At 42.4% G+C, this 20241-nt stretch carries 24 protein-coding genes; 13 read left to right on the forward strand and 11 right to left on the reverse strand.

The genetic code is table 11. The annotated features are described in order from the left end of the window. Window positions 1-182, reverse strand: a 182-nt coding sequence (locus PN457_RS05625) for a hypothetical protein (protein WP_271731881.1), incomplete at its 3' end; no start/stop codon positions are given. Between the two features lie 745 nt (window positions 183-927). On the opposite strand from PN457_RS05625, the gene PN457_RS05630 reads away from it, so the two are divergent. The 5 genes from PN457_RS05630 (at window position 928) to PN457_RS05650 (ending at window position 3763) form a co-directional block, all read left to right on the forward strand. Further along, a complete protein-coding gene (locus PN457_RS05630) occupies window positions 928-1272 on the forward strand; it encodes a DUF2499 domain-containing protein (protein WP_271731883.1) in 345 nt (114 codons plus the stop codon). After that, complete coding sequence (locus PN457_RS05635) at window positions 1269-1562, forward strand: DUF3593 domain-containing protein (RefSeq protein ID WP_271731885.1); 294 nt, start codon at window positions 1269-1271, stop codon at window positions 1560-1562. Before PN457_RS05630 ends, PN457_RS05635 begins: the two co-directional genes overlap by 4 nt. 64 nt (window positions 1563-1626) lie before the next feature. Beyond that, on the forward strand, window positions 1627-2397 hold the full coding sequence (gene hisA / locus PN457_RS05640; RefSeq protein WP_271731887.1) for a 1-(5-phosphoribosyl)-5-[(5-phosphoribosylamino)methylideneamino]imidazole-4-carboxamide isomerase: 771 nt from the start codon (window positions 1627-1629) through the stop codon (window positions 2395-2397). Window positions 2398-2422: 25 nt separating this feature from the next. Further along, complete coding sequence (locus PN457_RS05645) at window positions 2423-2983, forward strand: hypothetical protein (protein WP_271731888.1); 561 nt, start codon at window positions 2423-2425, stop codon at window positions 2981-2983. A gap of 9 nt (window positions 2984-2992) precedes the next feature. Continuing rightward, the gene (locus PN457_RS05650) at window positions 2993-3763 is read left to right on the forward strand and encodes an ABC transporter ATP-binding protein (RefSeq protein ID WP_271731889.1); all 771 of its coding nucleotides are present in this window, start codon (window positions 2993-2995) and stop codon (window positions 3761-3763) included. A gap of 5 nt (window positions 3764-3768) precedes the next feature. On the opposite strand, the gene PN457_RS05655 is transcribed toward PN457_RS05650, so the two are convergent. Next, window positions 3769-4539: a response regulator transcription factor gene (locus PN457_RS05655; protein WP_271731891.1), complete on the reverse strand. Its 771-nt coding sequence runs from the start codon at window positions 4537-4539 to the stop codon at window positions 3769-3771. A gap of 561 nt (window positions 4540-5100) precedes the next feature. Here PN457_RS05655 and PN457_RS05660 point away from each other — a divergent pair. Continuing rightward, on the forward strand, window positions 5101-5349 hold the full coding sequence (locus PN457_RS05660) for a DUF6761 family protein (protein WP_271731893.1): 249 nt from the start codon (window positions 5101-5103) through the stop codon (window positions 5347-5349). Between the two features lie 271 nt (window positions 5350-5620). Here PN457_RS05660 and grxD read toward each other — a convergent pair whose 3' ends face one another. From grxD to PN457_RS05675, 3 genes are all read right to left on the reverse strand, one after another. Next, a complete protein-coding gene (gene grxD / locus PN457_RS05665) occupies window positions 5621-5944 on the reverse strand; it encodes a Grx4 family monothiol glutaredoxin (RefSeq protein ID WP_271731894.1) in 324 nt (107 codons plus the stop codon). A 78-nt stretch (window positions 5945-6022) separates the two neighbouring features. Continuing rightward, a complete protein-coding gene (locus tag PN457_RS05670) occupies window positions 6023-6280 on the reverse strand; it encodes a BolA family protein (RefSeq protein ID WP_271731895.1) in 258 nt (85 codons plus the stop codon). A gap of 249 nt (window positions 6281-6529) precedes the next feature. Beyond that, window positions 6530-7126 (reverse strand): hypothetical protein, encoded by a 597-nt coding sequence (locus tag PN457_RS05675; RefSeq protein WP_271731897.1) that lies wholly within the window; start codon window positions 7124-7126, stop codon window positions 6530-6532. A gap of 118 nt (window positions 7127-7244) precedes the next feature. Here PN457_RS05675 and PN457_RS05680 point away from each other — a divergent pair, with 118 nt between their 5' ends. After that, entirely contained in the window at window positions 7245-9344 is a 2100-nt protein-coding gene (locus PN457_RS05680) for a S8 family serine peptidase (protein WP_271731899.1), read from the forward strand. 18 nt (window positions 9345-9362) lie between these two features. Here the strand turns inward: PN457_RS05680 and PN457_RS05685 are convergent, their stop codons facing one another. From PN457_RS05685 to grxC, 3 genes are all read right to left on the reverse strand, one after another. After that, on the reverse strand, window positions 9363-10073 hold the full coding sequence (locus tag PN457_RS05685) for a lysophospholipid acyltransferase family protein (protein WP_271731934.1): 711 nt from the start codon (window positions 10071-10073) through the stop codon (window positions 9363-9365). Between the two features lie 99 nt (window positions 10074-10172). Next, window positions 10173-10667 carry a tRNA adenosine(34) deaminase TadA gene (tadA, locus tag PN457_RS05690; RefSeq protein ID WP_271731900.1) on the reverse strand — a complete coding sequence of 165 codons (495 nt, stop codon included), beginning with the start codon at window positions 10665-10667 and terminating at the stop codon, window positions 10173-10175. A 21-nt stretch (window positions 10668-10688) separates the two neighbouring features. After that, window positions 10689-10997 carry a glutaredoxin 3 gene (gene grxC, locus PN457_RS05695; RefSeq protein ID WP_271731902.1) on the reverse strand — a complete coding sequence of 103 codons (309 nt, stop codon included), beginning with the start codon at window positions 10995-10997 and terminating at the stop codon, window positions 10689-10691. Between the two features lie 218 nt (window positions 10998-11215). Between grxC and glpX the strand changes: the two genes are divergently transcribed. Next, window positions 11216-12253, forward strand: coding sequence for a class II fructose-bisphosphatase (glpX, locus tag PN457_RS05700; protein ID WP_271731904.1), 1038 nt, complete (start codon window positions 11216-11218; stop codon window positions 12251-12253). A gap of 101 nt (window positions 12254-12354) precedes the next feature. Beyond that, on the forward strand, window positions 12355-13641 hold the full coding sequence (locus PN457_RS05705) for a glutamyl-tRNA reductase (RefSeq protein ID WP_271731905.1): 1287 nt from the start codon (window positions 12355-12357) through the stop codon (window positions 13639-13641). 51 nt (window positions 13642-13692) lie between these two features. Here the strand turns inward: PN457_RS05705 and PN457_RS05710 are convergent, their stop codons facing one another. Continuing rightward, window positions 13693-14052 carry an ArsR/SmtB family transcription factor gene (locus PN457_RS05710; RefSeq protein ID WP_271731907.1) on the reverse strand — a complete coding sequence of 120 codons (360 nt, stop codon included), beginning with the start codon at window positions 14050-14052 and terminating at the stop codon, window positions 13693-13695. A gap of 151 nt (window positions 14053-14203) precedes the next feature. Between PN457_RS05710 and PN457_RS05715 the strand changes: the two genes are divergently transcribed. From PN457_RS05715 to PN457_RS05725, 3 genes are read left to right on the forward strand one after another with little or no spacing between them, the layout of a single operon-like run. Next, a complete protein-coding gene (locus PN457_RS05715) occupies window positions 14204-14890 on the forward strand; it encodes an MBL fold metallo-hydrolase (protein ID WP_271731908.1) in 687 nt (228 codons plus the stop codon). A 32-nt stretch (window positions 14891-14922) separates the two neighbouring features. After that, window positions 14923-15459 carry a rhodanese-like domain-containing protein gene (locus PN457_RS05720; protein WP_271731911.1) on the forward strand — a complete coding sequence of 179 codons (537 nt, stop codon included), beginning with the start codon at window positions 14923-14925 and terminating at the stop codon, window positions 15457-15459. Further along, window positions 15459-16310: a sulfite exporter TauE/SafE family protein gene (locus PN457_RS05725; RefSeq protein ID WP_271731935.1), complete on the forward strand. Its 852-nt coding sequence runs from the start codon at window positions 15459-15461 to the stop codon at window positions 16308-16310. Before PN457_RS05720 ends, PN457_RS05725 begins: the two co-directional genes overlap by 1 nt. Window positions 16311-16363: 53 nt before the next feature. Here PN457_RS05725 and PN457_RS05730 read toward each other — a convergent pair whose 3' ends face one another. Both PN457_RS05730 and PN457_RS05735 read right to left on the reverse strand, forming a co-directional pair. Then, window positions 16364-17146 (reverse strand): ABC transporter ATP-binding protein, encoded by a 783-nt coding sequence (locus PN457_RS05730; RefSeq protein ID WP_271731913.1) that lies wholly within the window; start codon window positions 17144-17146, stop codon window positions 16364-16366. 62 nt (window positions 17147-17208) lie between these two features. After that, window positions 17209-18345, reverse strand: a complete 1137-nt coding sequence (locus PN457_RS05735; protein WP_271731915.1) for a branched-chain amino acid ABC transporter permease — start codon at window positions 18343-18345, stop codon at window positions 17209-17211. A gap of 225 nt (window positions 18346-18570) precedes the next feature. Between PN457_RS05735 and PN457_RS05740 the strand changes: the two genes are divergently transcribed. Beyond that, complete coding sequence (locus tag PN457_RS05740) at window positions 18571-20160, forward strand: glucose-6-phosphate isomerase (protein WP_271731917.1); 1590 nt, start codon at window positions 18571-18573, stop codon at window positions 20158-20160. The last annotated feature ends 81 nt before the right edge of the window (window positions 20161-20241 follow it).

Raw genomic sequence — 20241 nt, forward strand, 5'->3', positions numbered from 1 at the left:
AAGTTTTCATCCACTGAGAAGTAGATATTATCGTACCAATAACTAGTAGTGTTACCAGTACCTTGGTTGGTGACTGTCCAGGAGATGTCAATGGTTTCTCCCCAACTAACATCGGTGACGGTAGGTGTGATGTCGCTGACGATTAAATCTGGTAAATCTGAAAGCAAATTTGTTACAGTCATAAATCACTCTTTCTTAAAATAGTTATTGCCTATATACAGTCATTTCTCTGTCTTATGCTGCCTTACCATTACCCGTTTCAGTGAATATAAATACAGATAGCTCCACCGTAGTTTCAGGTGAGAATATGTGATTAGTAGTTTAAAAAGCGGTATTACACTTGCTAAATTATGACCAACTTTAACCTGAGCAAGTTAAGTAAACACATCTAAATGTTTACTACTAAGGTTAGATATATAACGGAAAGGTTACCAAGTCAACTTATTGTTAATTTTATTTACCAAAAAGCTAGGTAAGGGTAAGAAAATCTCTCTCCAAGCTCAAATTGGCTGATTTTGACTGATTCGCTATGATGGAATGTGTACAGGAAAACACAGGAGTGGGTTTTTAGATGATAATCAATAGTCTTACCTAAGAGGATGTTTGAAAAGTCATGATTAGTGTATCAAATATTTTTAGATCCCCCTAAATCCCCCTTCTCAAGGGGGACTTTGACTCTAGTTCCCCCCTTTTTAAGGGGGGTTAGGGGGGATCAAGAAGTGTCTAAAATCACCTTATAAAACTTATCAAACATCCTCTAAGCATGACCATGGACACTCCTCAGCAGGGGGTAGGGGTGGAGAATTAGTTTGCAGCATGGGGAGAACTATGTCAAATTACGATAGGCGATCGCTAAAGCCCCTTTTGTTTTATAAACGAGGGAGTATTAAGCGGTTACTCTTAATCCCTATTGATTTTTAATTACTTATGCACGCTCTTTCTATTCCCACCTGGATTATTCATGTTTCTAGCGTTATTGAGTGGATGGTCGCCATTTGGTTAATCTGGACTTATGGAGAACTCAGCGGTAATCGCACATGGTGGGGATTATCTCTGGCTATGTTACCAGCTTTAGTGAGTGCCATGTGTGCCTGTACCTGGCATTATTTTGATAATGCAGCATCTTTAGAATGGTTGGTCACGCTGCAAGCTGCCATGACCTTAATTGGTAATTTTACACTTTGGGCTGCTGCAGTTTTAATCTGGCGTTCTACTAGGTCACAGGAGAAAACTGAGACTGTCCCTACCCAACTTACTGAATCAAAGTCATGATTTCTAAAGAAACCCTATTTGCTCTTTCCTTGTTTCCCTACTTGGGTTTTTTGTGGTTTATTAGTCGTACTCCCCAAACGCCACGTTTAGCCCTTTATGGATTTTACGGAACCCTGGTGTTTGTTGCGATTACCATCCCTGCGGGAATTTACTCGCAATTACATTATGGGGTTTCCTTGGCTAATGTGGATTGGTTACATGGAGGTGCAGAAGTTTTTTTAACCCTTGCTAACATTCTGCTAGTGTTGGGGTTTGCCCAAGCGGTGAGAGAATTAAAAATGAAAAATTAACGCCATCAGCAGATAACACTCGGCAAAAATGCCAATACGATAAATAATTTATAGGCTGAAATAAATGGAAGTAATACCAGCAATTGACCTATTAGAAGGGCGCTGTGTTAGACTTTATCAGGGAGACTACTCGCAGTCGCAAGTTTTTAGCGAGAACCCGGTGGATATTGCTAAACAGTGGGTTGACCAAGGCGCAAGCAGATTACATTTAGTTGACTTAGATGGGGCTAAAGCTGGTAAGGTAGTTAACTTGAAAGCTATTGCAGCCATTGCTGAAGCAGTGTCTGTACCCATTGAAATTGGTGGAGGGTTACGCGATCGCACTAGCGTTCAACAAGTATTTAATTTAGGAGTAGAGTGGGCAATTCTGGGAACCATAGCCGTAGAACAACCCCAACTAGTACAAGAACTCTGTACAGAATTTCCCGAAAAGGTTATCATTGGTATTGATGCTCGTAACGGACTAGTAGCCACTCGCGGTTGGTTAGAAACCTCGGAAATTTTAGCCACCCAGCTAGCTGTGCAAATGCAAGAACTGGGTGCAGCAGCCATCATCTACACAGATATCCACCGTGATGGTACACTCATAGGACCCAATTTAGCAGCCTTACGAGAACTAGCACAAGAAATTTATATCCCCATCATCGCCTCTGGTGGAGTGAGTTCTGTGAGCGATTTATTGAGTCTCTTGGGTTTAGAAACACAGGGAGTAAAAGGCGTAATTGTGGGTAAAGCCCTATACACTGGTGATATTTACCTCACAGAGGCAATCAAAGCCGTAGGACCAGGGCGTATTCAAGATGTCCCCCCCAATCTTGATTCGAGCTTCGCTTAAAGAACTATTATACCTTAATTCAGCCGTGAACACAACATCAGCCAACAATTCAACGTCGGTTTTTCGTCTGTCTCCGTTAATTCGGCTGACACTATTAAGCCTATATATAGCACTGACCATCCCATTACCGTTTTTATCCCAGGTAACAGCCGCGGCCATACCCCCAGTATTATTGTGGGTAGGAATCAGCATTGGCTTTGTAGGTTTGTATGCGGTATTGACAGAGCGAGTAATTGTCGATGACCAAGGGATTCAAGTTACCTACCCCTCCTGGGTTCCTAGCTTCTTTCGCAAAGGATGGATTTTATCTTGGTCAGATGTGAAAGAATTAAAACCCCGCTCCACTGGTCAAGGGGGACTAGTTTATTATTTTCTCAGTCGGGATGGAAAAGCTTATTTATTACCCATGCGCGTAGCTGGATTTTCCCGCTTGGTGAAAATGGTAGAAGCCACAACCGGAATTGATACTACAGATGTTCGCACCTTAGCGCAACCGTGGATGTATGTAGTTTTGTTAGTATTCACCCTGCTGCTGTTATTAGTAGATGCTTGGACTATTAATACAGCCTTAGTCATTGGTCATTAGTTATTGAACTTGCAAAATCACAGCCACACCACCCAAATCAGGCTAGAACAAGTTAACTTGTTTGCCAAGCTTAAACCCCAACTTCAGGGATACCCCATACTACAGGATATCTCCTTTGGGGTGTTTCCAGGCGATCGCATTGCCATTGTCGGTACATCGGGTGCTGGTAAAACCTCCTTGTTGCGGCTGATCAACCGCCTGTGTGAACCTACTGGAGGTAAAATTTATCTCGGAAATCAGGAATATAGCCAAATTCCTACCATACAGCTACGCCAGGAGATCACACTGGGATTACAAGAATCAAAACTGTTAGGAATGACAGTGGGGGAGGCTTTAGCTTATCCTTTATTTTTGCGTGGTTGGTCTCAAGCAAAAATTCAACCCAGAATTAACCATTGGATAGAACAACTCCAGATTCCCAGTGAATGGTTAACAAGGACAGAATTACAACTTTCTACCGGACAGCGACAACTAGTAGCGATCGCCCGTGCTTTAGTTATCCAACCACAAGTTTTATTATTAGATGAACCCACCTCTGCTTTGGATGCTGGTAAAGCAGCCAATCTCATGCAAGTCTTAATTCAGCTAAATCAAACTCATCAAACAACAATTTTGATGGTAAATAACCAGCTTGACTTAGCCCGGGTATTCTGCACCCGATTATTATACTTAGAGCAAGGTCAGTTATTGACAAATCAAACAGCATCTGAAATCAATTGGATTAACCTAAAAAAACAGTTGACAGAATCGGAAACCCAAGCAACCCAAGAATGGATTTAATCCCATTAAGAACGTTGACTAATAACTGTAGAGCGTGAGTGAGTAAATCTTTCCTTGGTTAACTTAGTTGGCGGTTGCGGAACATTGGATTTTAAACTTTCCATATTAAATCTATATCCCACATTGCGGATAGTTTGAATCAAACTAGGTTGACGAGGATCAAGTTCCACTTTTTTGCGTAACGACAAAACATGAGTATCAATGGTGCGAGGGTTATCAATCGCATCAGGCCAAGCACGACGTAGTAATTCTGCACGACTCAGAGCTACTCCCCCAGCCTGTGCCAAAACGTACAGTAAACTAAACTCTTGAGGCGTTAAATCAATAAACTCACCTTGGAAACGCACCCGGCGCTGTACCAAATCAATTTGCAAACTGCCATAATCTAAATAAGCTGGTGCAATAGGTGTGCGTTTGCGGCGAATTATTGCCTCTACTCTAGCTAAAAACTCCTGCATTCCAAAAGGTTTACTAAGATAGTCATCAGCCCCGGACTTTAAACCTGCTACAATATCAGCCTCATTAGTACGAGCTGATAGCATCAAAATTAAAGATTGTTGTTGCAAATGCAACCAGCGACAAAATTCAATACCATCACCATCGGGTAAATCAGCATCTAGAATTACCAATGTTGGTTGTTGGCTTAAAAATAATTCCCTTGCTTGATAAATGCTGGCGGCTTGATGGACACGATATTCCAACTGTTGCAAGTGCCATCCCAGCAATGACCTTAGATGGGGATTTCCCTCAACGATTTCAATACAAACCGAACCCACAGCGGCAATACCCCTTAGCGTTGATGAATTTCAAAGTAACAAGCCCATGTCCAAGGTTTTGTATTCTTCGTTACTTACATTGGGATTAATTTTAGATTTTTTCATCCTCAAGGTAGTAAAATACTAAACTCATGCCTTACCCAAAGCTAAGTTAGTTATATTCTTTAATTTATTCTTAAATTTTTGTTACAGTGGAAAAAATGTGTTTTTCTATGAATATCCTCCCAGGTAGGGGTGTATTTTACCCACAAACCCTAAACAGGGTGAGATTAAGTTAACCTATACCTAAGTTTTTGGTGTTTTCGGATTAAATCTGTTGAAAATACATGACTGCATCCGGTATTGAATATGGAAACTTACCCCAAGTAATTATAAAAATAGCTTATAAAACTATCGGGTTCTAAATTTTATGGAATAACATGGGATTACCTTCTGGGGGGATGATCTAGCCTCAACTAGATATTGCGTCATTGATTTGAAGCGAGAAATGTGAAAGTAACACTTCACATTTGAGCGTGAATCGTTTACAATTCTCATTCTAAAGAGATTAACATAGCAGTTATGCTCCAAGACACACAAACCATCCGCTATTACCAAAGAGTGACTGACGCCTTCGTCGAGCTATGGAATCGCGGTTATCGGACGGACGATATGCGGATGTATTTGGATGGGTATCTAGCCGCACTGCGACAAAGCAACGCTATTGAACCTATACTGATCCACCGCCTAGAAGAGGAAGCTAGCCGCTACCTGTACGATCCATCGAATTTTGCCAGGACCCAACCAGAACGACAACTTGATTACTATTAATGGCTTATTTAATCCCTTATACCCTGCCCCTAATAGTTGCCTTAATCGTTAACGCTGTCGATTATATCATGTTTCCAGCGTTTGTCAATCTTTTATTGGTGTGAAATTCTCGTGACATTTTGTCTATCAGACAAAGGAAGGATCTCCGCCGTTTTACGGCGGGGAGTTGCCAATGATCACGCTTACATACCCAACCATAAGGATGTGCGGTCGCAAACGTGATCAATAAAATGGGCAACCCCATCAAGAATGGGGAATTACCGGGGATGACCTAAGAAGCAAGTGCCACTTCGACCAGTTGCTGCAACTCACCGTTTTGGTAAAGTTCAATCAAGATATCTGAACCGCCCACAAATTGACCGTCAATATAAACTTGGGGAATTGTCGGCCAGTTGGAGTATTCTTTAATACCTTGACGAATTTCCGGGTCTGAGAGAACGTCAACTGTTTCAAAGGGAACCGCCAACGTGTTGAGAATCTGGACAACGTTGTTAGAGAAACCACACTGGGGCATCAACTTGTTTCCCTTCATGAAAACCATGATTTTGTTTTGTTGTATCAAATTATCAATTTTTTCTTTGGTTTCTGGGGTCATGGACTTTTTGTTTCCTATATTGCTAATAGCCAAGATATCAATAGTCAGTGTCCCGGTGGCAATCTGAACTTATTCATTTTAGGAAGCTGCTGTTGCTTCCCACGCTGCGGGAGTGTAGGTTTTTAAGGCCAAGGCATGAATTGCTTCAGTGGACATAGCTTGTCGCAATGCACCATAAACTAACTGGTGTTGTTGTACCAGTCCTTTATCGGCAAACTGTGATGAAACCACTGTTACCTGATAGTGGTCACCGCCACCAGTCAAGTCTTGAACCTGAATTTGGGCATCTGGCAGTTCTGCCTTAATCATTGCCTCAACCTGCTGCGGATTAATCATCGCAATTCCTGAAAGACTTACTTTTCTATTATTAACAGATACAGGTAGGCAACATATGTTTCAGGTTTCAGGCAGACTGACGATCAACGCGGCTCTAACTTAAGATATAGCATTTCCCATGCTCGTGAGGTACAATTTTTTTTAGTTTGAGGGAACACACCGAACACCGGAATAGGGAATTGGTGTGTACTTCATGAGCCTGAAAAAGGCTATATTACCATTTCAGACTTCTTTGAAGATGTGCGGAATTTATTCACTTTGAGACGAGCTGGCACCTTGTCTGGGAAAGGGTGCATCCACAAAACCCAATTCAAATAACTGCTGATAAGCCTTCTGTCCTAAATCCCGCGTGGGATTTTGACTCTTAATAATCTGAATGAACAAAGGGACAGCTAACTCCGGTTGATTTTGCGCCCGATGTACCAGTGCTAACTGATAGGTGGCTTCGTCTCGCTTTTGGGCTGTTTCTAAGGCTTTTTGGCGCTGGGAATCGGAAATGCGAGGATCAATACCCGTAAAACTAGAGTTTAACTCTTGATAAAAATTAGATAACTGATTATAAAGTTGACGTGCATCTTGGAGTTTTTTCGCTGCTAAAGGGTAGTTTTGAGCAGAAACAGCTGCGGCGGCTTCTGCCATCAGCCGTTCACCGCCCTCTATACTCAAAATGCTGTTACTTTGTGTAGGACGCAGAGTATTGGGATCGTTGGGTTCAATGATTTGTACTTGACTATAGAGACTGGGTAGCTTTTGTACCTGAGCATTGACAGGTGACAGCAGGTTAAGGACTGCTAGGAATGATAAAGCCGTGGGGCTAATTAAAGAAGGAACAGCAGCGGATTTCATGGGATCAAGTAGTGCAACTATGTAGAAAACATGGAAACTTCTAGGTTTCTCTGATTTAGACTGAAAATCGGCGCAAGTGAGTTCCCATTCCTCCTGTATACTAACCAAAATCGCCCCTATGAACGATCAAGCTAATTCCTCTGATTTTTCCCAAACAGGTTTGCCAAGCAATTTAGGAATGGTTTTACAACGGGCCGGTGAAGAGTTGATTTTAGAAAAGGTTTTAGACCGCTTCACTGTCCGTCCCTCAACTAAATTTACTTCCCAACAATTATCTCAGGTTAACTGGGGTATTTGGCAATTTAGCATTCCTCAAGCAAATTTAGAAGTTTTCACAGTGGCAACTAACCAGTTAGACTCGGCCATGTCTCAAGCACGGAGTGCGGAAAGTGTGGCTTTTGCTGGCCATGTTTACACAATTCAAGATAATCCGGGAACTTTCGTTTACCTGAATGACCAAATTACTATTCAATTTGCCTCTTGGGTAGATTCTGCCACAATTGAGGCGATCGCGTCTAGATTTGGTTTAGTTGCACAAAAACCCGTCCTGGGTATTCCTAATACTTTTGTGTTTCTGGTGAGCAAACAAGCCAGAGAAAATCCCCTGAAAATTACTAATCAGTTACAGGGGTTCTCGTTCGTCTTAGTTGCTGAACCTAATATCCTCATTAAAAGTGAATTACATTACAGACCCGGTGAACCCCTATATCCTCAGCAATGGTATCTTTACCACAATGGGGGTAACCAGTTGGTAGCTGGTTCTCATATTTGTGTAGAACCAGCTTGGGACATCACTCGCGGTGTGCGTTCTGTAGTTGTGGCGGTTGTAGATGATTCTTTTGACTTGAACCATCCGGATTTACAAGGTAGTGGCAAAATTGTTGCTCCTAGAGACTTAAGGAAAAATGGTTTTTTACCTATACCCGGTGAGAGAGAAATCAGTCATGGGACGGCTTGCGCAGGAATAGCTCTGGCTGAAGAAAATGGTCAGGGAATTGTGGGGGTTGCTCCTGGTTGTGCATTGATGCCGATTCGTAGTACTGGTTTTTTAGATGATGAATCCATTGAGGATATGTTTAACTGGGCGATTAACCAGGGGGCCAGTGTGATTTCTTGTAGCTGGGGAGCTGGTGCTGTATATTATCCCTTGTCTTTGCGCCAACGGGCTGCTATTACTCGTGCTGCTACTACAGGACGTAATGGTAAAGGTTGCGTGGTATTGTTTGCTGCGGGAAATGCTAACCGCCCCATTAGCGGTGTGGTTTATGAGCAGAATTGGCCAGGAAATTTATTACAGGGAAATACAAGTTGGTTAAATGGATTTGCCGTACATCCTGATGTGATTACCATTGCAGCTTCCACTAGTTTGAACCAGAAAGCTGCTTACAGTAACTGGGGCACTAATATTACTTTGTGTGCTCCTAGTAATAACGCCCCACCCGGATTTTCATTTCAGGGTCGGGGTTTTGTCAATACACAACCCCATATTACTACGACTCTTCACGGACGGGGAATTTTAACTACTGACCAAGTAGGCGAAGCAGGTTATGATCCTGGTGATTTTATCAATAATTTCGGCGGTACTTCTAGCGCTACTCCTATAGTCGCAGGTGTGGCGGCATTAGTTCTGTCAGCAAATCCTCACTTAACGGCGCAAGAGGTAAAGTTAATTCTGGAGGAAACTGCTGATAAAATTGTGGATTCTCGCCCTGACCCTCAGTTGGGTATTCAAGCAGGTACTTACGACAATAACGGACATTCTCAATGGTTTGGTTATGGCAAAGTGAATGCAGCTAGGGCGGTGGAAGCTGCCGCAAAACTACGTAGTTCTTTGTTATCTGCTCAGTTACAGGTCAGGGGTGAGAATTTCCGTGAGTTAAGTATTCCAGATGATAATCCAGAGGGGGTCAAAAGTGCGATCGCCATTAATGAATCCCGTCCCATTAAAGATATTCAAATAACAGTTAATATCACCCATGATTTTTTAGGCGATTTAGAAGTTTATTTAATAGCTCCCAATCATCGACGGGTGTTATTACAAAGCCGCACCTTAGGCCGCCGCACTAATTTACAAACAACGTATACAATTAGCTCCCACCCAGTCTTGAAACAATTACTTTCCCTTTCATCTCAAGGAATTTGGCAGTTATGGTTAATCGACTATGCCCCACAAGATGTGGGAAAACTGAATAATTGGTCATTAGTCATTGGTTATTAGTGAAAAACTTACTCATATCTATGATTCTTCATTGCTTAATTCTTGTAGAGCTAATGCTAAATCCGATGTGAGTTTTTGGGCATTTCGTTTGAGATTCCCCATCGTGTAATCACTGACATTTAATGCATTTCCAATATTAATTATTACATCTGTACCCCACTGAGGATAAGGTTGGCTGTACTTAATATTTATAGGTATAATTTTGATATTTACTCCTGACTGACTAGATTCAGCAGTCAAAGAGAGACGACCAATTCCTGGTTTTAATGGGTGAACTTGACCATCGCGATAAATATCACCTTCTGGATAAATCACTAATATTTCGCCTTCTTGAAGCAATTCAACAGCATGACGGAGACTAGCAATAGCTGGACGCTGAGGATCCACAGGAAACCCTCCCATACTTCTGATTAACCAGCCTTGTATTCCTTGGCACTCATCAATACTAGCCATAAAGCGTAGATCCCGCCCTGTGACATAGCGACCACCAGCATAGGGTAAAAGCAGTGAATCCCAACGTGACCGATGGGTAGGGGCTAGGATCACAGGGCCATTCAAGGGAATATTTTCCTGTCCCGTGATGTCAATTTTGCCAAAGAATAATGGTAAAAGAAGGTGTCTCCCTAATAGATACAATAAAGGACTTAACCAGGGAGATATCCGCGAGGTAGTGTCAGCTATCCGAGTATTTGCCGTGGTAGCTGTTTGTTGGTAAGTATAAATTTCCATAAACATGGTAGCGGCCGATTGTCCCATCAGCCAATAAATTGTTGATTAATTAAACAGTAGTTTTTCTTTGGTAAATTGTCTTAGGACTAATGGACAGTTTTATATCTGTCCATGATTTTGCTGACGACGACCTGCAAACCAGGTTTGTAATTGTTGACGACAGGTTGATTCTAAAATACCTCCCATGACTCGTAGACGATGATTAGAAGCAGCGCCATCAGGGATATTGGTAACAGTACGAACCGCGCCAGTTTTAGGATCGTCCACTCCATAGATGAGTATTCCTAAACGTGCTTGGACAATAGCACCTGCACACATGGGACAAGGTTCTAGGGTGACATACAGGGTGCATTGATTTAAGCGCCAATTTTTGCAAGTTTTAGCAGCTGCTCGCAAGGCGATAATTTCTGCGTGAGCTGTGGGATCTTGGTCACGTTCTTTTCTGTTTTCGCCTGAAGCAATCAAATTTCCAGTAGCATCAACAATCACAGCACCCACAGGAACCTCACCAGCATCGCCGGCGATTTTTGCTAAGTCTATGGCGCGACTCATCCATTGGCGATGTATCAGATATTCTGGATATTCAATTAACATTTTTCCATGGCTACTGGGTGATCACACAGTGGCTAATAGTGAATCGAGTTGAGCTTCTTTGTCTAGCTGATAAAGGTCATCACAACCACCAATGTGCTGATTATTGATGAAAATTTGTGGTACTGAACGGCGGCCATGAGCGCGTTCGGCCATTTTTGCTCTAGCTGCTTCGTCGCCATCGATTTTGTACTCGGTGAATCTTACACCTTTCCACCACAGCAACATTTTGGCACGGATACAATAAGGACAGGTTTGCCAGGTGTAGATTTCAACATTTGCCTTAACACGTTCTGGATGGCGACCAAGAAGGGGGTTAAGAAAATCCAGCATATTTTTTCTGAGGGAATTTTTTCACAAGTATATCTTTTATCTGACCATGGCAGGTCACAATAGTACTAATATACTATAAACCAGATAGTCAAAGCAGCAAAACTTAACACTTGTCTTAGTAGATAGTATTGTCCACGTGTATCCGCACTTTGGTAGACTTGAAGACTGAAATAGCCAAATAACAAAAAGCTAAGTCAAGCACTTAAGAGGGTGAATCTGTGGAAAATACACTGGGATTAGAAATTATTGAGGTAGTAGAGCAAGCAGCGATCGCGTCTGCAAAGTGGGCAGGTAAAGGCGAAAAGAACACTGCTGACCAAGTAGCCGTGGAAGCGATGCGGGAGTGCATGAACAAAATGTATATGCGCGGTCGCATTGTGATTGGTGAAGGGGAGCGTGACGAAGCTCCTATGCTCTACATTGGGGAAGAAGTTGGCATCTGTACTAAACCGGATGCTCAAAAGTACTGTAACCCTGAAGAACTAATTGAAATTGATATTGCTGTTGATCCCTGCGAAGGCACAAACCTAGTCGCCTATGGTCAAAATGGCTCAATGGCAGTTTTGGCGATCGCCGAAAAAGGTGGTTTATTCGCTGCGCCTGACTTTTACATGAAGAAGCTAGCAGCACCAGCTGCGGCCAGAGGTCATGTAGACATCAACAAGTCAGCAACTGAAAACCTAAAAATCCTGTCTGAGTGCTTAAACCGCGCAGTTGAGGAATTGGTGGTTGTGGTCATGGATCGTCCCCGCCACAAAGGACTCATTCAAGAAATTCGCAATGCCGGTGCTAGAGTCAGACTCATCAGTGATGGTGACGTTTCTGCTGCCATCTCCTGCGCTTTTGGTGGTACTAATATCCACGCTTTGATGGGCATCGGTGCTGCTCCTGAGGGAGTCATCTCTGCTGCGGCTATGCGATGCTTGGGAGGTCATTTCCAAGGACAATTGATCTACGATCCAGAAGTCGTACAAACAGGTTTAATTGGGGAAAGCAGAGAAGGCAATCTCGCACGGTTGAAGGAAATGGGCATTAATGACCCGGACAAGGTTTATAATGCCGAGGAATTAGCCTCTGGTGAAACTGTTTTATTTGCGGCTTGTGGTATTACCCCGGGTACTCTTATGGAAGGTGTCCGCTTCTTTAAGGGTGGTGCAAGAACTCAAAGCTTGGTGATTTCTAACCAGTCCAATACGGCACGTTTTGTCGATACTATCCATATGTTTGACCAACCAAAGAATCTGCAATTACGTTAGAAACTTGAGGGGGTGGGGACTGGGGAAGAATCTTGTTCATCTCTGGGACCTCATCCCCAACTCTGAATAATCAATAATCCATTACCAATTACCGATAAATAATGAATATTATCGTGGTGGGGTTAAGCCATAAGACCGCCCCAGTTGAAATCCGGGAAAAGCTGAGTATTCCAGAACCACAGACCGAAACAGCCATCGCTCATCTGAGTAGCTATCCCCATATTGATGAGGTGGCAATACTTAGCACTTGCAACCGCCTAGAAATATACATTGTGACCAGTGAGACGGAGCGAGGGATTAGGGAGGTGACTCAGTTTCTCTCTGAACACAGCCGCTTACCTATACAGTCTCTACGTCAACACCTGTTTATGTTGTTGCATGGTGATGCTGTTATGCATCTGATGCGGGTAGCAGCTGGTTTAGATAGTTTGGTACTCGGAGAAGGTCAAATTCTAGCTCAGGTGAAAAATACTCATAAACTGGGACAGCAGTACAGTGGTATAAAAACAATTCTGAACCGATTATTTAAACAAGCTCTGACAGCCGGTAAGCGTGTGCGTACTGAAACTAGTATTGGTACTGGTGCGGTTTCTATCAGTTCCGCGGCTGTGGAGTTGGCACAAATGAAGACCACTAATTTATCAGATTGCCGAGTCGCAATTATTGGTGCTGGGAAAATGTCACGTTTGTTGGTACAACACCTGATTTCTAAAGGTGCTACACAAATTAGCATTGTTAATCGCTCTCAAGAACGCGCCCAGCAATTGGCAAATCTTTATCCCGATCAGCCTATATATACTTATGCGCTATCAGAAATGATGGCGGTAATTGCCAAAAGTGATTTAGTATTTACAAGTACTTCTGCTACTGAACCTATACTTAACCGCAGCAGGTTAGAAAAAGTTTTAGACTCTCATGGCTGCTTGATGTTATTTGATATTTCTGTGCCGCGAAATGTGGATGCGGATGTAAATGAACTGCCCCATGTCCAAGCCTTTAATGTGGATGATTTGAAGGCTGTTGTGGCACAAAACTATGAAAGCCGCCGCCAGATGGCTGAAGAGGCTGAAAAACTTTTGGATGAAGAGATTTTAGCTTTTGATCTTTGGTGGCGATCGCTAGAAACAGTTTCTACTATCAGTTGTCTGAGAAATAAGATTGAAACCATCCGCGAACAAGAATTAGAAAAAGCCTTGTCTCGATTAGGTGCCGAATTTGCTGACAAACATCAAGAGGTGATCGAAGCTTTAACAAGAGGAATCGTTAATAAAATTCTACACGATCCTATGGTACAATTGCGGGCCCAGCAGGATGTTGAAGCCCGGCGCAACTGTATGCAAACCCTGCAAATTTTATTTAACTTGGATGCGGGGGAGCAATTTAGCTAATTGACACCTATCCCGCCTATGTCACAGGGGTCAGGGGAAAAGGAGAGAAAATTATCCCCTTTGTCCTAGACTCCACGCCTTACTCCCGAGTTTTTCCAGCTGTTGGGTTTGTTGTTCGAGTCGGACAGCTAGGCGATCGCACACTAGATCACATAACTGGAATAATATCGGGTCAGTAATTTCATAAATTACATTCACGCCATCTGGTGTTCTTTTAACAATTCCCGCTTGTGCTAAAACTTTGAGGTGCTTGGATACATTAGCCTGTCCTAGTCCAGTCTCCCCAATGATTTGTGTAACATTTTTAGATCCAGTTTTTAAACAACATAACACTTGTAGGCGACTCACTTCTGACAAGACTTTGAAATAGTCCGCAACTTGACTGAGAGCGTCTGGAAATATCTCTGACATATAAGATTAATTGTTTTGTGGTTTCTTATTGACTATTTTACCATATACTCATATAATATGAAAAAGGCGATGGAAAATATCAGAAACTAATATCTAACTACCGATAAAATTTTCTGCTTTTAGCCTAGTCCGTTTATATGGAGAAACTAAAATGTTATTCCGCCAACTGTTTGACCATGATACAAGTACATATACTTATCTGATTGCCGACAAGACTAGCAAAGCAGCTATTCTAGTAGATCCGGTGATAGATAATGTAGAACGCGATCGCCAATTAATTAGAGAATTAGGTTTAACACTGCACTACTGCTTAGAAACACATATTCATGCCGATCATATTACAGGTACTGGTAAGTTACGTGAATTAACTGGGTGTTTAGGAATTGTACCAGAAAACGCCTCAGCCAGCTGTGCTGATCGGCAAATTAAACACGGGGAAATTCTCAAATTAGATGAAATTACCATAGAGGCCATAGCCACTTTAGGACATACAGATAGTCATATGGCCTATTTAGTTAATGGTGAAAAACTATTAACAGGAGATTCCCTATTGATTCGTGGTTGTGGTAGGACTGACTTTCAAAGTGGTGATGCGGGGAGTTTATTTGACGCAATTACCCAACGCCTATTTACACTACCCGATGAAACCCTAGTTTATCCAGGACATGACTACCGGGGACATACCGTCTCTACCATCGGCGAAGAAAAGCAGTTTAACCCACGCTTCCAAGGACGGACGCGAGATAACTTTATTGAGTTCATGGCCAGTTTAAACTTACCAAATCCCCAAAAAATCATGGAAGCAGTACCAGCAAATCAACTTTGTGGTAATGCTTAAATAGTTTAAAATTAACACCAGCAGGTAACAATATGATTTCAGAGACTAAATTACAATTAATTGACGCTTCCACCCTCAAAGACTGGACGGAAAAACAACAAGTACAACTGATAGATGTGCGGGAACCTGGAGAATATGCAGCCGAACATATTCCCGGCGCTAAACTTGTGCCCCTGTCTCAATTCCAAGCAGAAAAAGTAGATTTTCACCGTCACACTAAAATTGTGCTGTATTGTCAATCAGGAAAACGCTCCCACCAAGCAGCACAAAAACTGATGACTGCGGGTTTCTCAGAATTTGCCCAACTTCAAGGAGGAATTACAGCTTGGAAGCAGTTAAATTATCCCACTAAAATTAATAAAAACGCCCCCATTAGTTTAATGAGACAGGTGCAAATTGTAGCCGGATCACTAGTATTTACAGGGACAATTTTAGGTGCTTTTGTTTCACCTTGGTTTTTAATTTTGAGTGGCTTTGTCGGTGCTGGTTTAGTATTTGCTGGAGTCAGTAATACCTGTGCCATGGGAATGTTATTGGCGAAATTACCCTACAATCAACGTGTGCAATGATTACATGGATATTAGGACATATCCTAGCAGCCGGGATTGGTATTAGCTTAGGGTTGATTGGCGGTGGTGGATCAGTTTTAGCATTACCAACTTTAGTTTATGTCATGGGAATAGAGCCGAAATCTGCTGTAGCCATGACCTTAGTAATTGTAGGAACCGTAAGTTTAATTGGTGTAATTCCCCATTGGAAACAGGGAAACGTCAATTTAAAAACAGCATTTATCTTTGGTTCTGCTACGATGTTGGGGGCTTTTGCTGGTGCTAAAATCGCCAATCTGCCATTTATTACAGGTAGTTTGCAAATGCTGCTATTTGCAGTCATGATGTTGCTAGCTTCTGGGTTAATGATTCGACGTAGTGCTAAATCAACAGCGAAACAGCCTGACATATCAGAAATTTACACCAAGCCCATTTGTAAATACTGTTGGTTGTGGCTAGTCAGCGAAGGCTTAGGGGTGGGTATATTAACAGGATTAGTGGGAGTTGGGGGAGGATTTGCGATTATACCCGCTTTAGTTATATTGGGAAATATACCAATGAAACAGGCTATTGGTACCTCCTTAGTAATTATTGCTGCTAATGCTGTATCTGGGTTTTTAGGCTATTGGGGAGAAGTGACTTTAGACTGGAATATTATCGCCTCATTTATTATAGCAGCCAGTATTGGCACTGTTCTAGGTGCTTATCTATCTCAATATGTTGATGGCAAAAAATTACAAAAATATTTTGGTTATTTTCTATTGGGAGTGGCGGCTTTGATTTTATTCCAAAACCGCGGTATTCTAGAAGAGTTTAAGACCAAAAAAGCCGCTGGGCACAATGCAAATTATCAACAAATACTGCGTATTTGATTTGAGGTAGGTAAAGAAAATACCGGCAGAATAACTAATTAGTTAGACTGATATTACTGTCCTAAATAGGCTTCTAATACTTGGGGATTGCTTTGTATTTCTTTAGGGGTTCCCTCAGCTAAATTTTGACCCTCCGCCATCACCCAAACGCGATCGCACAAGGACATAATTACATCCATATTGTGTTCAATAATTAAGAACGTCATACCGTCTTGGCGGTTCCAGGTACGAATGCGATCGCATATATCATCTATTAGTTTGGGATTGACTCCGGCGGCTGGTTCATCTAATAAAATTAACTTAGGATTGGTCATTAACGCCCGTCCCATTTCTAATAACTTCCGCTGTCCACCAGATAAACCACCAGCATATTCATGGGCTTTTTCCGCCAGTCCTACAGATTCTAGTAGTGACATTGCTTGTTCTTGGAATTGCTTTTCTTCCTGAGCTACGATATGAGGCTGTAACTGCACTCCCCAAAACTTTTCTCCTGTTTGTTTTTGTGCAGCTAGCAGCATATTATCTAACACCGACAACCGGGAGAGAGTCCGCGCCACTTGAAAAGTGCGGACTAGTCCCTGCTGGGCGATTTTGTATGGTTCCAACTGCTCAATAGGTTCCCCATCAAAAATCACTCGTCCCTTATCTGGGCGAATGAAGTTAGATAGTAGGTTAAACAAAGTAGTTTTACCAGCCCCATTAGGACCAATCAAGCCAGTAATACTACCTTGATTAACTTCAATTGTGGCATCCTTGACAGCTTTCAAGCCACCAAAGCTTTTACAAAGTCCGCTAGCTGCAAGTAGTGGAAGTGGGGAAGATTGATTATTTACCATAAAAAATTGACTGATAACTGTTAACTAATGTTGCAGAATCTCAACTAGTCACTGTGAAGCAATTACTTACCCAGGGTGAGTTCCTCTTTTTTCCCTAAAATACCTTGAGGTCGCCAAATCATCAGTACCATCAAAATCAGACCAATCACCATGATGCGAAATGCGCCCAATTGGTCAGAAGATAAATTTGTAAAAATTCTCGGTAAAAATTCTCTGGTCATGGCATCATAAGTAAAGAAAATTACCGCACCTAAGATGGTGCCAATATTATTACCAGAACCGCCTAAAATTACCATAATCCAAGCATCAAAGGTTAGTTGTGGTTGAAAATTATCAGGGTAAATAGCGCTAAGTTGCCAAGCAAAGAAAGCCCCAGCGATACCAGCGATCGCACCTCCCAACATCAGGGATTGTACTTTATACCAAAAAACATTTTTACCCATGGCTTTGGGAACCTCTTCATCCTCACGGATAGCTTTAAGCACCCTTCCCCAAGGCGATCGCACTAGAATTTCTAACCGCCAGAATACAAATCCTAATACCAACAATGACAACAGCATCAAACCGGCGGCGGGTTTATAATCATACAAGCCAATCAAACCAGAAATATAAATTGCTGCTGTCAGCAGGGCGAATATAATCCCTACTCCCCAGCGCGAAACTAATTCTTGCTTTTTACTGTCAGTTTTGCGAGAATCGGCTAACAGAGATTTGTGAGCGGCGCGAACCCATCGCCACAAACACCAAAAAGTAGCCAGCGCCAACACTGTGAGCAATCCCATCATCACCAGTCTAAAAAACAAATTGGGGGGTGTAGATAAGGGTATAGGGTAACTTTGGACACCAAACGCCCCAGATATCCAGGTATCCCGCACAGGTAATTCTTGATTGTTCACCACTAAACGAATTAATTCCCCCACGCCAATGGTGACAATGGCCAGATAATCTTCCCGTAAGCGCAGAGTAGCAAAACCAATAATTAAACCTAATAAAGCTGCTACTATTGCTCCTATGATTGCTGATATCACTAAGGGGATACCCTGGAGACTTAGTAAAACTGTGGTATAAGCCCCCAGAGTCATAAAAGCAATATGACCAAAGTTAATTAACCCTGTATATCCCCACTGTAGATTGAGTCCCAAACCAAACAGGGCGAAGATTGTGGTAGAAATTGCTAAAAAAGTGAGATATTCAACCATAGTAATTTATTTAATACACTATCACCATGTCTTACTCCATAACTCTGCCCTATGGTAGGGAAGGGTGAACGGTAAGGTACAATAATTTTGGGAAGCATCACTAATTAATTGGATTAATGGGATGTTCCATACCCAAGATTGAAAACTGTATAAGGCTAGGCACCGGATGGCTCTGACCTTACATTAAACTTGTTTTTGAAGCAATACTTTATTTGAGATTTCCCTATGGATGCGAAGGCACTTTGGCAACGATACCAAAACTGGTTATATTTCCACAAGGGATTAGGACTCTACTTAGACATCAGTCGCATGGGTTTTGATGATGCTTTTGTGGATTCGTTGCGGCCGAAGTTTGACAAAGCGTTTGCGGATATGGCGGAATTAGAAAAGGGTGCGATCGCAAATCCTGACGAAAGCCGCATGGTAGGACATTACTGGTTGCGAAATCCTGATTTAGCACCCACACCAGAACTTACCCAAGAAATTGTCCAAACCCTAGAGCAAATTGAAGCCTTTGCGGAAAAAGTCCACACAGGTGCTGTTCACCCTCCCCAAGCCAGTCGGTTTACCGATATTATATCTGTTGGTATTGGTGGTTCTGCCCTCGGTCCGCAATTTGTGGCTGAGGCCCTCAGTCCTGATTTTCCACCCCTGAACCTTCACTTTATCGACAATACAGACCCCGCAGGTATTGACCGTGTTCTGATTCGGTTGCAAAATACCCTAGCTACAACTTTGGTTTTAGTCATCTCCAAATCTGGGGGAACACCGGAACCACGCAATGGGATGATTGAAGTTAAAGCCGCCTATGCAGCCCAGAATTTAGACTTTGCTCAATACGCTGTTGCGATTACTAGCGTTGATAGTAACTTAGATCAAGTCGCCAAAAATGAAGGCTGGTTAGCCAGATTTCCCATGTACGACTGGGTCGGAGGACGCACATCAGAGATGTCCGCCGTGGGACTAGTACCTGCCGCATTACAAGGCATTGACGTTCACGCTATGCTAGAGGGTGCGAAAGAAATGGATGACGCTACCCGCGTCCCAAACTTGAAAAATAACCCAGCGGCTTTGTTGGCTTTGTCTTGGTATTTTTCCGGTAATGGTAAGGGTGAAAAAGATATGGTTGTCTTACCTTACAAGGACAGCTTGTTGTTATTTAGTCGCTATTTGCAACAGCTGGTAATGGAGTCTTTAGGTAAAGAAAAAGACCTGGACGGTAAGACTGTTTATCAAGGGATCGCTGTTTACGGTAACAAAGGCTCCACAGACCAACACGCTTACGTCCAGCAATTACGTGAGGGCGTACCGAATTTCTTTGCTACTTTCATTGAAGTGTTAGAAGACCGTCAAGGAAAATCTTTAGAAATTCAACCAGGAGTTACATCGGGAGATTTTCTCTGTGGGTTTCTCTTAGGAAGTCAACAAGCGCTGTACGAAAATCAACGGGATTCTATTACAGTGACTATTCCCCAAGTCAACCCCAAAACAGTGGGAGCGTTAATTGCTTTGTATGAACGTGCTGTTGGTTTATACGCCAGTTTGGTAAATATCAACGCCTACCATCAACCAGGAGTAGAAGCTGGTAAAAAAGCTGCTGCGGCTATTCTGGAGTTACAATCAAAGGTAGTGGCTGTGTTGCAACAGCAAAAAACAGCCCTGTCTCTCGAAGAAATAGCCGAAAAAGCTGGCGCATCTGAGAAAGTTGAGGCCATTTACAAAATTGTCCGGCACTTACACGCAAATGAGCGCGGTGTATTAGTACAAGGTGACCCAGGTAACCCAGCTAGTTTAAAGATTTCCGCCGCCAAATAAACTTAGATTCATTGGACTATTGTATCACATAATTGTTGTATCTGCAACAATTTTTTTATTCTCTAGCATCTTAGATCACAT

This window comes from Anabaenopsis arnoldii (assembly GCF_028331025.1).
GTDB classification, from domain to species: Bacteria; Cyanobacteriota; Cyanobacteriia; order Cyanobacteriales; family Nostocaceae; genus Anabaenopsis; species Anabaenopsis arnoldii.

Coding starts and splice junctions, on each gene's coding strand:
- PN457_RS05630 (WP_271731883.1), top strand. CDS start 928: ATGCACGCTCTTTCTATTCCCACCTGGATTATTCATGTTTCTAGCGTT.
- PN457_RS05635 (WP_271731885.1), top strand. CDS start 1,269: ATGATTTCTAAAGAAACCCTATTTGCTCTTTCCTTGTTTCCCTACTTG.
- hisA (WP_271731887.1), top strand. CDS start 1,627: ATGGAAGTAATACCAGCAATTGACCTATTAGAAGGGCGCTGTGTTAGA.
- PN457_RS05660 (WP_271731893.1), top strand. CDS start 5,101: ATGCTCCAAGACACACAAACCATCCGCTATTACCAAAGAGTGACTGAC.
- grxD (WP_271731894.1), bottom strand. CDS start 5,944: ATGACCCCAGAAACCAAAGAAAAAATTGATAATTTGATACAACAAAAC.
- PN457_RS05670 (WP_271731895.1), bottom strand. CDS start 6,280: ATGATTAATCCGCAGCAGGTTGAGGCAATGATTAAGGCAGAACTGCCA.
- PN457_RS05675 (WP_271731897.1), bottom strand. CDS start 7,126: ATGAAATCCGCTGCTGTTCCTTCTTTAATTAGCCCCACGGCTTTATCA.
- PN457_RS05680 (WP_271731899.1), top strand. CDS start 7,245: ATGAACGATCAAGCTAATTCCTCTGATTTTTCCCAAACAGGTTTGCCA.
- PN457_RS05685 (WP_271731934.1), bottom strand. CDS start 10,073: ATGGAAATTTATACTTACCAACAAACAGCTACCACGGCAAATACTCGG.
- tadA (WP_271731900.1), bottom strand. CDS start 10,667: ATGTTAATTGAATATCCAGAATATCTGATACATCGCCAATGGATGAGT.
- grxC (WP_271731902.1), bottom strand. CDS start 10,997: ATGCTGGATTTTCTTAACCCCCTTCTTGGTCGCCATCCAGAACGTGTT.
- PN457_RS05705 (WP_271731905.1), top strand. CDS start 12,355: ATGAATATTATCGTGGTGGGGTTAAGCCATAAGACCGCCCCAGTTGAA.
- PN457_RS05710 (WP_271731907.1), bottom strand. CDS start 14,052: ATGTCAGAGATATTTCCAGACGCTCTCAGTCAAGTTGCGGACTATTTC.
- PN457_RS05715 (WP_271731908.1), top strand. CDS start 14,204: ATGTTATTCCGCCAACTGTTTGACCATGATACAAGTACATATACTTAT.
- PN457_RS05720 (WP_271731911.1), top strand. CDS start 14,923: ATGATTTCAGAGACTAAATTACAATTAATTGACGCTTCCACCCTCAAA.
- PN457_RS05730 (WP_271731913.1), bottom strand. CDS start 17,146: ATGGTAAATAATCAATCTTCCCCACTTCCACTACTTGCAGCTAGCGGA.
- PN457_RS05735 (WP_271731915.1), bottom strand. CDS start 18,345: ATGGTTGAATATCTCACTTTTTTAGCAATTTCTACCACAATCTTCGCC.
- PN457_RS05740 (WP_271731917.1), top strand. CDS start 18,571: ATGGATGCGAAGGCACTTTGGCAACGATACCAAAACTGGTTATATTTC.